Below are 13,084 nucleotides of genomic sequence, written 5' to 3'. Positions count from 1 at the left end.
AGTGACTCGGCCTTCGGCAGAAGGTCGAAACGCCCGCTGCGTAAGCGGCCAGATCGCGGTAACGCACGAGGCGACGACCGACCACTACCGCTACTGGATCCCGGCCTGCGCCGGGATGACGGCATTTATGAAGCCGAGAAGCTAGATTGCGTAGATCGCGTAGATCGCCTCACGGACGTTCTACCCGCCTCGAGCTTGTCCGACCCGCGCGGAAAAGGCCGCCCGCATGAAGCCCTGGGAAACGATCCCCAAACCCACAGCGTCACCGCACTACATCGCCGGCCTTGTCCGCAACAACGCATCCACCGCCTGCTGCCACTGCGGCGACCCCGGTTGCGATTGCGGAGCTTCCTGGCCCAGCTTGCGCTGCACCGCGCTGTTCCATTCTGGCGAGCCCTGATCCGGGCCGTGCCCCTCATCGCTGATGTGCAGGCGCTCGTCCACCCACGCGTACCACTGCGGAGAGCCGAGTTCGGCGTTGTCGGGCGTGCTCTGCGCGCTGGCCTTGGGTTGTGGCGGCTTCTGCTCCGGCGGTGGCGAAGTGGGCGAGCACGCGACGAGCAGCGCAAGAGGAAGCATGGCGAGGAAACGGCGCATGGCGGCCTCCACTGTTCCTGATCGGTCTTTGAGACTACCCGTTACCGTCGGTGTAGCGATGAATCGCACCTGACGACAAACATGAGAAGTGAGTTAAGCGGCGTGAGGAAGCGATGTCACACTTTCCCTCTGCACGCTTCTTGACTCACTTCCTGCGCTTCAGCTGCGCGCCACGACTTCGTCGATGTGCTTGAGCAGGTCAGCGGGATCCTCGTAAACGCGGAACGCGCCCGCGTCTTCGAGCTCTTCCTGGCCATAGCCACCGGAAAGCAGGCCAATGCCCAGCGCACGCGCGCGTTGCGCGGCGAGCATGTCCCAGATGCTGTCGCCGATCACGAGGCTGTAGTGAATATCCACGCCCAATCGCTGCGCCGCCGTGATGAAAAGATCCGGATCGGGCTTGGCGTGACGCACCTGGTCGCGCGTCACCACGGGCACCTTCGATGGATCGACGCCGAGTGCTTCAAGGTTGTGCGCAGCGGTTTGCATGCGGCCGCTGGTGGCGATGGCCCACGGGATGTCGGCATCAGTGAGGAACGCCAGCAGTTCGCGTGCGCCCGGAAGCGGACGGACCGAACCTTGCGTGGCCTGCCGGTTGTAAGCCTCTGCGTGCCAGGTGCGCAAACGGGCAAGGCGTTCTTCGGTGATCTCCAGGCCGGTTTCGCGCAACAGAATGTTGGTGAACAGGCCGCCGCTCATGCCGATCTTGCGATGGATGCGCCACACCGAAAGCTCCACACCCTCGCGGTCGAGCGCTTCCTTCCAGGCCAGCACATGCTGGTAGACGCTGTCGACGAGCGTGCCGTCGAGATCGAACAGGAAGGCAGTATCGGCGCGGGGCATGGCGGACTGGCTCGATCGGGGAGGGCGCTACAGCGTAGCACCGGCATGCATGCTTCCGGCCTAGCGTGACGCGGCGCACGTCGCGGTGTAGGGCCACGCGTGGGATGACAGAAAACGCGAGCCGGACGACCTAGCGTGTGCCGCGTCGGACGGGCGCATCCTGCCGGGGGGCGAGGCATGCCGGTCGCGACGGGTCAGGTGCGTTCAACGCGCCCGACTCTCTGCGAAGGTCATCAAGGCAGGCCCTCCGAGGAGCGTACGCGCGACGCACCGATCATCCATTCTGAGGGGAATGTCATGAAACACTTCGGCTTGCTCGTTGTTTTCGGTATCGCGACCGACGCGGTCGCCGGCATCAGCCACGCCGACGATGCCTACGCTCGCATCAGCTTCGTGGGCAGTGTGGTCAACTCGGCGTGCAGCTCAGGGGTGCCGCCGCTGGGTGTGCAGGGCGGCGTGGGCGGCTGCGGCGCGTTGCCTTCGGCGCGCGCCGTCTATGTGGAGCAGATGGGCATGGCGACTGGCCACAGTGGCATCGCCATGCTGGATTACTTCGTGGGGCGCGCGGATGGCGGCCGCAAGTTTGTTGTCACCCGCCAGTACCGCTGATCGGGCAGTCGACGGCTGGCGGTGACGTCAGCCGTTCGGCAGCAGCGGCATGCCGGCGTCGAGCACGGCCAGCGCCGCGGCGCCGAGCAGACCCGGATCCGGGTGCATCATGGCCACGGTCGGGACCTGTTCCAGGGTTTCCCGGAAACGGCCCTTCGCTTCGAAGCGCTCACGGAAGCCACCGTGTTTCAGCCACGGCAGCAGAATCGGCAGCATGCCGCCGGTGAGGAACACGCCGTCCCAGCCACCCAGGCTCAGCACCAGGTCGCCGGCCACGCTGCCGAAGATGCCGGCGAGCGTTTCCACCGTGCGCACGCACAGCGCATCGGTGCCTGCTTCGGCACGAGCGGTGATGTCTTCGGGTGTGTATTCCTCCGGCGGCTGGCCGGCGATGTCGGCCAGGGCCAGGTAGAGGTTCACCAGGCCATTGCCGCAGATCATGCGTTCGCTGGAGACGCGGCCGAAGCGCGCGTTGAGGCGATGCAGGATCTCCACGTCCTCCGCCGTATGTGCGGCGAAGCCGGCATGGCCGCCTTCGGTTTCCAGCACGATCCAGCGGCCTTCGCGACGCATCAGGCCCGCCACGCCCAGGCCCGTGCCGGGGCCAACCACCACAAAGGTCTGCGTGTCGCGGGCGCCTGCTTGCGGCATCGCCTGCGGGCCCACCGAGGCGAGCTGGTCCAGCGTGTGCAGTGGCACGGCCATGGCCTGTGCGGCGAAATCGTTGACCAGGTGGACCGATTCCATGCCCAGCTCGGCCTGCAGCCCATGCGCTGCGACCTGCCACGGATTGTTGGTGACCTTCACCGTCTCGCCTTCGCTGACGCGGCCAGCGGCCGCGATGACGGCGCGCGAGGCGGTGAGGCCGGTGTCGGCGAAGTACTGGCGGATGGCTTCCGCCAGCGAGGCGTAATCCTTGACGCGATAGCGGCGCACGCTGTCGTCCATCAAGGGGTTGGCTCGGCCCGTATCAGCCAGCGCGAATCGCACGTTGGTGCCGCCGAGGTCTGCAAGCAGGGTCGGGGCGGCGCGGGCTGGTGTTCTCATGGACGATCCTGCACTTGGGGAGACGGTAAGGGTGACGCCCCCGGGCTTTTTCGTCCAGTAGTGCAGTGCAGCGAATGACAGCTTTTTTAGCCATTCGGCGGCGAATGGCTGGACGTCCGGCCGTCCATCGCGGACGGAGCGGCCGGTTCCGTCCGCGATGCCGCGATCAGGCTGCGCCGAGATAGGCGGCGCGCGGTGCGCTGAAGCCTGCTTTCACCTGCCGGGCAGTTTCATCGGCAAGTATTTCCGAGTCCCCGCGCTCGAGTGCTTCCAGCGTGCGCTGGGCGATATCGGCGGGGCTGGTCTTGGGTGCGGTGACATGGCTGACCATGTCGGTGTCGATGTAACCGGCATGGATGCCCAGCACCTGCGTGCCCTGCGGGCGTAGTTCGTTGCGCAGGCTGTTGGTGAGCGCCCATGCGGCCGCCTTGGAGACGGAGTAGGCGCTGGTGCTGTCCAGGCTGATCCAGCTCAGTGCGGAAAGCATGTTGACCAGCGCGCCGCCGCCGTTCTTCTTCAGCACGGGCGCAAAGGCCGCGCTGACGGTGTGGATGCCGTAGACGTTGGTTTCCATGATGCGGCGCAGGTTGCTTTCGCCATGCTTCGCGTCGAGCAGCGGCGTACCGCCGGTGATGCCGGCGTTGTTGATGACGATGTCGACATCCGAAGCCAGCGCAGCGGCCGCGGCGACGTCGGCGGGGTTGGTCACGTCCAGCTTCACCGGCACCACGCCGGGCAGGGTGACGGTGGAAGGATCGCGTGCGCCGGCATAGACCTTGCGCGCACCAGCGGCGAGCAAGGCCTTGGCGAAGGCGAGGCCGAGGCCGCGGTTGGCGCCGGTGACGAGTGCGGTTGAGCCCTGGATTTTCATGGTGTGTGTCCGTTGCAGGGGAAGTGGGTTTTAGAATGATATAAATCATATAAAGGATGGACGCCAGCCTTTCAAGGCCTCGTTCCTGATCGTCCGGGCGCCCGCCTCTTCACGCAGTCATCACAAAAAGTCACTTGCATTCCGCAAGTTAGCATTTATATGATGATCATCATCTAAAAGATGGCGAGGCCGCCGCCGTGCGCCGCACCGGTTCGGAAAACATGCAATGCCCTATCGCCCGCGGCCTGGACCGGGTCGGCGAGTGGTGGAGCATGTTGATCCTGCGGGACGCCTTTTACGGGCTGAGTCGCTTCGACCAGTTCCAGGCCAGCCTGGGCATCGCGCCCAACATCCTCAGCCGCCGCCTTTCGATGCTGGTGGAGACGGGCATGCTCGAGCGGCACCGCTACAGCACCCGGCCGGTGCGCCACGAGTACGTGCTGACCGAGCGCGGCCGTGATTTCCGCCCGGTGCTGCTCGCCATGATGGCGTGGGGCAACCGCCACTTCGCGCCCGAGGGCCATGCCATCGAGCTGGTCGACCGCGTGACCGGCCATGTCGTCGACCCCGTGCTGGCTGACCGCCGCACCGGCGAACCCATCACGCGCGAACGCCACCAGATGCGCGCCGGCCCCGCCGCCGACGAGCGCATGCGTGCGCGCATCGAGTTCAGGAACTCATGCCAGGCGCAGGCGTGCCCAACCCTTTCCGATCCCCCTCTCCCGGAGTCACTCCCATGACCGTCGCCACTGCCGCTGAACGCGCGGACACCCCTGACCTGGTCGAGCCCAGGCCGCCCCACCGGAAAAAGCAGCTCATGCGCCTCGCCATCGGCGCCGGTGTCATCGCCGGCGTCGTTTACGGTGGCCACTGGTGGACCGTCGGCCGCTTCATCGAAGACACCGACGACGCCTATGTGGGCGGCGACGTCACCGTCATCGGCCCCAAGGTGCCCGGTTACATCGCCCAGGTGGCCGTGACGGACAACCAGGTCGTGCATGCCGGCGACCTGCTGGTGAAGATCGACGACCGCGACTATCGCGCCGCGCTGGCCAAGGCCGATGGCGCCGTGGCCGCACAGGAAGCGCTGCTGGCCAACCTCGATGCGACCGAGAAACTGCAAGAAGCGGTGATCCGCCAGGCGCAGGCCAGCGTGGCCGCTGCCGACGCCGAAACGCAGCGCTCGCGCGATGACGAAGCGCGCTATCGCGATCTCTCCAGCCGTTCGGCCGTCTCCATCGAAAGCGCGCAGCGCGCCGACGCCACCTTCAAGACCGCCCGCGCCGATTCGGACAAGGCGCAGGCCGCGCTCATGGCCGCGCAGCGCCAGATCGACGTGATCGAATCGCAGAAGCAGCAGGCCCGCGCAGCGCTGCAGCAGGCGAAAGCCGAGCAGGACATCGCGCGACTCAACGAAAGCTATACCGAGTTGCGTGCACCGGTGGACGGCGTGGTCGGCAACCGCCGCGCACGCACGGGCGCCTATGCCGCCGCGGGTTCGCAGCTGCTGTCCGTGGTGCCGGCGCATGGCCTGTGGGTGGATGCCAACTTCAAGGAAGACCAGCTGGCGCGCATGAGTGCCGGCCAGGCCGTCGAGATCCGCGCGGACGTGCTGCCGGGCCGCGTGTTCCACGGGCACCTGGCCAGTCTTGCGCCGGCCACCGGTGCGCAGTTCAGCGTGCTGCCGCCGGAGAACGCCACCGGCAACTTCACCAAGGTCGTGCAGCGCGTGCCGGTGCGCGTGGTGCTGGACAAGGCGGACGACCAGCTCGGCGTGCTTCGCCCGGGCCTCTCCGTGGTGGCTGATGTGGACACGCGCGCCAAGACAGCTGCTCCATGAACGCCATCGCCGCGCGCGCGCCGTTCGCCGCGCCCATGGACCCGGCGGCCCTGGGCATGGCGCAGAAGATCTTCGCCTTCGCCACCATGTGCGTAGGCATGTTCATCGCGCTGCTGGACATCCAGATCGTGTCCGCGTCGCTGCGTGACATCGGCGGTGGCCTTTCTGCCGGCACCGATGAAACCGCGTGGGTGCAGACCAGCTACCTGATCGCCGAAATCGTGGTGATCCCGCTGTCGGGCTGGCTTTCCCGCGTCATGTCCACGCGCTGGCTGTTCGCCGTCTCCGCCGCGGGCTTCACCATCACCAGCATGCTGTGCGGCGCCGCCTGGGACATCCAGAGCATGATCGTGTTCCGCGCGCTGCAGGGTTTCCTGGGCGGCTCGATGATCCCCACCGTGTTCACCACCGCGTTCGTGTTCTTCGAGAACAAGCAGCGCGTGGTCGCCGCGGCCACCATCGGGGCCATCGCCTCGCTGGCGCCCACGCTGGGGCCCACGCTGGGTGGCTGGATCACCGACCACGCATCATGGCACTGGCTGTTCTTCATCAACCTGGTGCCGGGCATCTTCGTCACGGTGGCGGTACCGCTGCTGGTCAATATCGACCGCCCGGACTGGTCGCTGCTGAAGCACGCCGATTACGTCGGCATGGTGCTGCTCGCCGCGTTCCTGGGATGCCTGGAGTACACGCTGGAAGAAGGCCCGCGCTGGAACTGGTTCAGCGACCGCGTGATCCTCGCCAATGCCTGGATCTCCGGCCTCGCCGGCGTGGGCTTCATCGTGCGCTCGCTCACCTACGCGCATCCGGTGGTGGACTTGCGCGCCCTGAAGGACCGCAACTTTTCGCTCGGCAGCTTCTTTTCCTTCATCACCGGCGTGGGCCTGTTCTCCACCATCTATCTCACGCCGCTATTCCTGGGCCGCGTGCGCGGCTACAGCGCGTTGCAGATCGGCGAGGCGATCTTCTCCACGGGCGTCTTCCAGATCCTGACCATTCCCATCTACACGTTCCTCGCGCGCCGTTACGACCTGCGCTGGATCATGATGGTGGGGTTGGCCATGTTCGCCATCTCGATGTGGAACTTCGCGCCCATCACGCACGACTGGAGCGCGAGTGAACTGCTGCTTCCGCAGGCACTGCGTGGCATGGCGCAGCAGCTGGCGGTGGCGCCTGCGGTAACGCTGACGCTGGGCGGCCTGCCGCCTGCAAGGCTCAGGCTGGCCTCGGGCCTGTTCAACCTGATGCGCAATCTGGGTGGCGCCATTGGCATTGCCGTGTGCGCGACCATCCTCAACGACCGTACCAACGAGCACTTCTATCACCTGGCCGAACGGCTCAACGCAAGCAACGAAGCGATGAACGGCTGGCTGTCGACCACCACCGGCCGCCTGTCCGAACTCGGACAGAACCTTGGCGATGCCACCGACGGTTCGCTGCACCAGCTATGGCAACTGGCCTTCCGCGAGGCGCTGACGCTGTCGTTCTCCGATGCCTTCCTGGTCATCGGCGCGTGCTTTGTCGTCGCGACCGCGATGGTTCCGCTGATGCGCAAGGTGGCGCCGCCGGCCGGCCCGTCCGCCGATGCGCACTGATTCCCATCTTCCTTCGATCTTCGAGACATCACGATGAACACATCCCCTTCGTTCCCCGGCGGTGCGTCACGGTCATGGTCGCGTCGCTACTCCCTGCGTCTTGGCGTCGTGGCGGCCGCGCTGATCGGCCTGGCCGGCTGCACCGTCGGCCCCGACTACGTGCGCCCCGACGTGAAGACCCACGCAAACTACACCGGCCAGTCGCTGTTGCAGGAGCGTGACGCCAGCCGCGCGCCACCCGCGCTCGATGCGTGGTGGCAGGGTTTCGATGATCCGGAGTTGTCCCTCATCATCGGCCGCGTCATGACGCAGAACCTGGATCTCGCCGCCGCCATGGCGCGCGTGGACCAGGCCCGTGCCGCCGCGCGCGAGGCCGGTGCGCAGCTGGCGCCGCAGGGCAGCCTGGACGCGCAAGTCGTACAGCAGCGTCAGTCCACCAAGAGTCCGCTGGGTGAGATCGCCAGTCATGCCCCGGGCTATCAACGGACGCAGACCCTGGAAAACATCGGCGTGGGCGCAAGCTGGGAACTGGATATCGCCGGCGGCCTGCATCGCGGCGCCGAAGCGGCCGATGACGAAGCACAGGCAGCGGAAGCCAGCCAGGATGGCGTGCGCATCTCCGTCGCAGCCGAGGCGGCGGACAGCTACTTCCAGGTGCGTGGCGCACAGGAACGCATCCGCCTCGCACAGCAACAGGTCGACACTGAGCAGCAGCTGCTCGATCTGGTGAAGGTGCGCCTTGCCGGCGGCCTTGCCACCTCGCGCGAAGTGGCGCAGGCACAGGCGCTGGTGTTGCAGGCGCAGGTCACGCTGCCGCCGCTGCGCACCACGCTGCAACAGCAGCTCAATCGCCTTGATGTGCTGATGGGCGCCGCGCCTGGCACCTATGCCGTGGAACTCAAGGACAGCCCGCAACGCTTCACCGTGCCGGCGATCGCCACCGATGGCGGCCCGGACATGCTGCTGCGCCGTCGCCCCGACGTGATCGCCGCCGAACGCAGGCTTGCCGCCTCGAATGCGCGCATCGGCGTCGCCGTGGCCGAGTACTACCCGAAGGTGTCCCTGGGTGGCCTGCTGGGTTTCGAAAGCCTGCAGAGCGGCTCGCTGTTTTCCTCGCAGGCCTTCCAGCCGCAGGCCGTACTGGGCCTGCACTGGCGCCTGTTCGACTTCGGGCGCGTCGATGCAGAAGTGGCCCAGGCCAAGGGCGCCAACGCCGAGGCGCTGGCGCTGTATCGCCAGTCCATGCTGCGCGCTACGGAAGACGTGGAGAATGCCATCGTCTCGCTGGCCGAACTGGAAACGCAGCACCGCGACCTGCTGCAGGAAGTGCAGGCCCACCAGACGGCGCGCGATGCCGCACAGGACGCCTACAAGGGCGGCGCGGTGAGCCTGATCGAAGTGCTTGACGAAGATCGCCAACTGCTGGCCTCGCGCGACGAGCTGGCTCGCGTGCACGCGGATGACGCGCGCGCCGCCGTGGCCACGTTCCGTGCGCTGGGTGGCGGCTGGTCGGGCAGCGGCGGGGAGACAACGTCGGTGGCGGCGCGCTGAGCGCCGCCTCGGCGGGCGGCTACTTGTTCGTCACCGGCGTGCCGGCCTGATCCTCGGCGTTCGGCCCGGGTGCATCGGAACCTTTCTGGCGCGGGTCGTAGCCCGTCATCAGCGGCTGGCCCGCCGGTGGCAGGTCGCGCAGACGCGCCACGTCCTGCGCCGTTACCGCGCCGCCGCGATTGCCCCAGCTGGAACGCACGAAGCTGAGGATCTCCGCGATCTGCTGGTTGTTCAGCCGCTCGCGGAAGGCCGGCATGCTGAATTGCGTGGGCGCGTCGCGACCGGAGGGCATGGTGCCGCCGTGCAGCACCAGCCGGATCGCTGAGCCGGCGTTATCGCCGTTGAGCACCGGGTTGCCCGCGAGCGCGGGAAATACCGCGGCATAGCCATGGCCGTCGGTGCGGTGGCAGGTGGCGCAGTTGTCCACGTAAAGCTGTGCCCCCGGCGCGCTGGCAGCGCCACTGGTCAGCGCCGCGTGCGTGGCTTCGTTGTAGCTCAGTGCCTGCTCCTGCCGGGCCGGCGGCAGCGACTTGAGGAAGTGGGCGATGGCGGCAAGATCGGGGTCGCTCATGTACTGCGTGCTATGTTCGACCACGTCGCCCATGCCGCCGAACACGGCGCTGCGATCCGAGCGCCCGCTCTTGAGCAGGGTGGCCAGTTCTTCCTCGCCGACACTGCCCAGGCCGCTGGCCAGTTCGCCGCGCAGGCTGGGAGCCACCCAGTGATCGCTCTCGCCGCCGCTCAGGTACGCCATGCCCTGGTTGGGCCCCAGCGCCTTTTCCTGCAGCGTGAACGAGCGCGGCGTGTGGCAGGCGCCGCAATGGCCCAGGCCTTCCACCAGGTACTGGCCGCGCGCGAGGGTCGCATCGCCCGTCGCCGCGCTTTCTATCGGCGTCACCGACGGCGCGAACAGCCAGCGCCAGTAGGTGAGCGGCCAACGCATGGAGAGCGGCCACGTGATGCCTTCGGCCTTGTTGTCCTGTTTCACGGGCTGCACGCCGTGCATGAAATAGGCGTAAAGCGCCTGGACGTCCTGGTCGCTGACCTTGGCATACGAGGGGTAGGGCATGGCCGGGTAGAGCGTGTGCCCCTCGGCATCGATGCCGCGACGCACGGCGCGCTCGAATTCCCCATAGCTGTACTTGCCGATGCCGCTCTCGGGATCAGGCGTGATGTTGGTGCTGTAGATGGTGCCGATGGGCGAACCGATCGCCAGGCCGCCCGCGAAGGGCTGGCCGCCCGGTGCGGTGTGGCACGCCGCGCAATCGCCGACACGTGCGAGGTATTCGCCCTGCTTGATCTGGTCGGGCGTCGATGCCGGCGCCTTGGCCGTGGGATCGCCCCCGCCGCCGGGGAACAGCATGGCCACCACCCACGCGATCACCACCAGAACGAGCAGCACGACGATGAGGCGCCCAAGGCCACCACCGTTGCGACGACGGGGCGTGTCGAAGGTGTTCATGCCTGCACCAAGGGGCCGGGTTGCTTGAGGTAGGTCTCGCGGATGGCCTTGGCGGACAGGTAAGTGAGGCCGCCGATAAGGCCGGTCGGGTTGTAGCCCAGGTTCTGCGGGAACGCCGACGCGCCGGTGACAAACACGTTGGGCACGTCCCAGCTCTGCTGGAAGCGGTTGAGCGCGCTGATGTCGGGCGACGGCCCCTGGATCACGCCGCCCGTGGTGTGCGTGGTCTGGTATTGCCGGATGTCGTAATGGTCGCCGGGCTTGCGCAGCGTCAGCGAGGTGGCCTTGGGGTTCATCTGCTTGACGATGGTCTGCGCGCGTTCGGTCACGAACTGCGACATCTTGTATTCGTTGTCGTGCCAGTCGAACGTGATGCGCAGCAGTGGCAGGCCGAAGGCATCCTTGTAGGTGGGGTCAAGGTCGAGGAAGCGGTCGCGGTACGCCATCACCGAACCATGCGTGGCCACGGTGGTGGCGTGCAGGTAGCTGTCCTTGGCCGCCTTTTTCCAGGCCGCGCCCCAAGACGGCGTACCCGGCGGAACGATCAGTTGCTGGATCGGCCGCCCACCGGTCTGTCCGCCGTAGATGTACGCGCCGCCCACGAAGCCGTGCGGGCCGTGGTCGAAGTGGTCGGAGTTGAAATCATCCACGATCTGCACGCCACCGGCGCCCGCGCCGATGAACGGGTTGATGGCCACGTCCTTGTCGAAGAACACGCCGATGCTGCTCATCATCTGGTACGCATAGTTCTTGCCGATCACGCCCTTGCCGGTGCTCGGGTCGTAGGGCGTGCCAATGCCCGACAGCAGCATCAGCCGCACGTTGTGCATCTGGAAGGCGGACACGATCACCAGTTCGGCGGGCTGCTCCACCTGCTGTCCCTGCGCATCGATATAGGTGACGCCGGTCGCCCGCTTGCCGGAGGAGTCGAGATTGATCTTCGTGACGTGGCTGTGCGTGCGCAGTTCGAAGTTCGGCTTGCGCATCAGCACGGGCAGGATGGTGGTCTGCGGTGACGCCTTGGAATACATGAAGCAGCCGAAGCGCTCGCAGTAGCCGCACAGGTTGCACGGGCCGAGCCGCACGCCGTGCGGGTTGGTGTAAGGACGCGACGCGTTGTCCGACGGTTGCGGAAACGGGTGGTATCCCACCGCGCGCGCGGCGTCCGCGAAGAGCTTCGCACCGTAGGTGTCGCCCACGGCGGGGTTCGGATAGGGCTTCCTGCGCGCACCTTCGAACGGGTTGCCGCCCGGCTTGATCTCGCCGTTGAGATTGCCCGCCGTGCCCGAGGTGCCGCACAGGTATTCGAACTTTTCCAGGAACGGTTCCAGTTCGTCGTAGCTGACCCCGTAGTCCTGGATCTGCATGTCGTCGGGCATGAACTTCGGCCCATAGCGCTGGCTGATGTGGCTGTGGAATTCCAGGTCCTCGGGCGAGGGCCGGTAGTGCTGGCCATTCCAGTGGATGCCCGCGCCGCCGACGTTGTTGCCGAACAGGAACGAGCCGTACTGGCGATACGGCACGGCGGTGTCGCTGACGCTGTGGCGCACCGTCACGGTTTCACGCGCCAGCGGCTGGAACAATTCGCCGCGGATGCCATAGGCCAGCTCATCGGCGTTGTGCGGATAGGTGAAGTCCGGCGAGGTGTCGCGATACGCGCCGCGTTCCAGCGCCAGGATCTTCAGGCCCGTGCCCGCCAGCTCGATGCCCATGATGGCGCCGGTCCAGCCGAAGCCGACGATCACCACGTCGACCGGTTTCATGCGGATCATGACTTGGCCTCTCCGATCGACACCGGCCCGAACGGATACGTCTTGCCGGGCTGCTCGATCCAGTCGGCAAAGTCGGCGCGGGCACCGGGGAAGCCGATCATCTTCCACGCGCCCATCTGTTTGTTGCCGCCGTACATCGGATCGGCGAAGTAGCCTTCCTTGGTATTGGTCAGCAGCTGTGAGAAGAACGCGGCGGTGGGAACGTCGTCGAGCTTGATCTCGCCTTTTTCCAACTGGTGCAGGATGGCATCGCGCTGATCAGGCGGCAGCGCCGCGAACTTCTTTTGGTGCTGCTTCTGGCACCAGTCGTCGATGGCGGCGATACCCTTGCGATAGAACTCGCGCGGGGTGTAGCGCAGCTGGTAGCCCAGCGTCGGCGGCGAATCGGGTACGAACGGCCCCTGCATGTACCAGAGGCCGCCATGTCCGTAGGCCGCTTCCATCTGGCGATCGAGGAATTCCGGCACGCCGGCTTCCACCGCGCCGGGGCCGTCCTCGCCGGCGGGAATCAGGCGGTCGACGGCGGCTTCGAGAAACTCCCATTCCGGTGCCGTGAAATAGCGCGGCGTGTATTTTCCCGTCGCGGCAGCGGCTGGCGCGGCGGCCGTGCCGCCCTGCGTCTGCGCGGTGGCCGATGTTCCCAACAGGCTGACCGCCGGAACCGCCACCAGCGATTGACGAAGAAAGTCGCGACGCGAAGGCGAACTGGGCTTGCTCGACATGACAACCCCCATACCGGACGCACGATACGCACTTCGAACCTGTTCGAAATCTCGCTTGAACGCCCACTTCCTTCACCGTCATTCCGCCTCCGGCCCTTGCCCCCATGTCGGGGTGCGCCGGAATGACGACCGGCAAGAAGACGGATGTTGAACAGGCCCTGCCATCCTGACGTGA

The 13,084-nt window shown here is 66.6% G+C and carries 12 protein-coding genes; 5 read left to right on the top strand and 7 right to left on the bottom strand.

Going from position 1 to position 13,084, the window contains the following annotated elements:
• Positions 1 to 270: 270 nt before the first annotated feature.
• Positions 271 to 597 (bottom strand): hypothetical protein, encoded by a 327-nt coding sequence (locus HY57_RS02150; protein WP_019465093.1) that lies wholly within the window; start codon positions 595 to 597, stop codon positions 271 to 273.
• 159 nt (positions 598 to 756) lie between these two features.
• Positions 757 to 1,440, bottom strand: coding sequence for an HAD family hydrolase (locus HY57_RS02145; RefSeq protein WP_019465092.1), 684 nt, complete (start codon positions 1,438 to 1,440; stop codon positions 757 to 759).
• A gap of 297 nt (positions 1,441 to 1,737) precedes the next feature.
• On the opposite strand from HY57_RS02145, the gene HY57_RS02140 reads away from it, so the two are divergent.
• On the top strand, positions 1,738 to 2,049 hold the full coding sequence (locus HY57_RS02140; protein ID WP_019465091.1) for a hypothetical protein: 312 nt from the start codon (positions 1,738 to 1,740) through the stop codon (positions 2,047 to 2,049).
• 27 nt (positions 2,050 to 2,076) lie between these two features.
• Here the strand turns inward: HY57_RS02140 and glk are convergent, their stop codons facing one another.
• Both glk and HY57_RS02130 read right to left on the bottom strand, forming a co-directional pair.
• Complete coding sequence (glk, locus tag HY57_RS02135; RefSeq protein WP_026033891.1) at positions 2,077 to 3,096, bottom strand: glucokinase; 1,020 nt, start codon at positions 3,094 to 3,096, stop codon at positions 2,077 to 2,079.
• Positions 3,097 to 3,262: 166 nt separating this feature from the next.
• Positions 3,263 to 3,967 (bottom strand): SDR family oxidoreductase, encoded by a 705-nt coding sequence (locus HY57_RS02130; RefSeq protein WP_019465089.1) that lies wholly within the window; start codon positions 3,965 to 3,967, stop codon positions 3,263 to 3,265.
• A 221-nt stretch (positions 3,968 to 4,188) separates the two neighbouring features.
• On the opposite strand from HY57_RS02130, the gene HY57_RS02125 reads away from it, so the two are divergent.
• Genes HY57_RS02125 through HY57_RS02110 form a run of 4 tightly spaced genes read left to right on the top strand, consistent with a single transcriptional unit; the run spans position 4,189 to position 8,953 of the window.
• A complete protein-coding gene (locus HY57_RS02125; RefSeq protein WP_192813448.1) occupies positions 4,189 to 4,707 on the top strand; it encodes a winged helix-turn-helix transcriptional regulator in 519 nt (172 codons plus the stop codon).
• Positions 4,704 to 5,807: an HlyD family secretion protein gene (locus tag HY57_RS02120; protein ID WP_026033890.1), complete on the top strand. Its 1,104-nt coding sequence runs from the start codon at positions 4,704 to 4,706 to the stop codon at positions 5,805 to 5,807. The genes HY57_RS02125 and HY57_RS02120 overlap by 4 nt, the downstream gene beginning before the upstream one ends.
• Positions 5,804 to 7,402 carry a DHA2 family efflux MFS transporter permease subunit gene (locus HY57_RS02115; protein ID WP_019465086.1) on the top strand — a complete coding sequence of 533 codons (1,599 nt, stop codon included), beginning with the start codon at positions 5,804 to 5,806 and terminating at the stop codon, positions 7,400 to 7,402. Before HY57_RS02120 ends, HY57_RS02115 begins: the two co-directional genes overlap by 4 nt.
• A 33-nt stretch (positions 7,403 to 7,435) precedes the next feature.
• Positions 7,436 to 8,953 carry an efflux transporter outer membrane subunit gene (locus HY57_RS02110; RefSeq protein ID WP_050997897.1) on the top strand — a complete coding sequence of 506 codons (1,518 nt, stop codon included), beginning with the start codon at positions 7,436 to 7,438 and terminating at the stop codon, positions 8,951 to 8,953.
• Between the two features lie 19 nt (positions 8,954 to 8,972).
• Here the strand turns inward: HY57_RS02110 and HY57_RS02105 are convergent, their stop codons facing one another.
• Genes HY57_RS02105 through HY57_RS02095 form a run of 3 tightly spaced genes read right to left on the bottom strand, consistent with a single transcriptional unit; the run spans position 8,973 to position 12,909 of the window.
• Positions 8,973 to 10,415, bottom strand: coding sequence for a c-type cytochrome (locus HY57_RS02105; RefSeq protein WP_019465084.1), 1,443 nt, complete (start codon positions 10,413 to 10,415; stop codon positions 8,973 to 8,975).
• Complete coding sequence (locus HY57_RS02100; protein ID WP_019465083.1) at positions 10,412 to 12,187, bottom strand: GMC family oxidoreductase; 1,776 nt, start codon at positions 12,185 to 12,187, stop codon at positions 10,412 to 10,414. Before HY57_RS02100 ends, HY57_RS02105 begins: the two co-directional genes overlap by 4 nt.
• Complete coding sequence (locus HY57_RS02095) at positions 12,184 to 12,909, bottom strand: gluconate 2-dehydrogenase subunit 3 family protein (protein ID WP_019465082.1); 726 nt, start codon at positions 12,907 to 12,909, stop codon at positions 12,184 to 12,186. The genes HY57_RS02100 and HY57_RS02095 overlap by 4 nt, the downstream gene beginning before the upstream one ends.
• Positions 12,910 to 13,084: the final 175 nt, after the last annotated feature.

Source organism: Dyella japonica A8 (assembly GCF_000725385.1).
Lineage (GTDB): Bacteria > Pseudomonadota > Gammaproteobacteria > Xanthomonadales > Rhodanobacteraceae > Dyella > Dyella japonica_C.
Note: the sequence above shows the minus strand (reverse complement) of the source record. Positions and strands in the feature narration are given on the sequence as shown.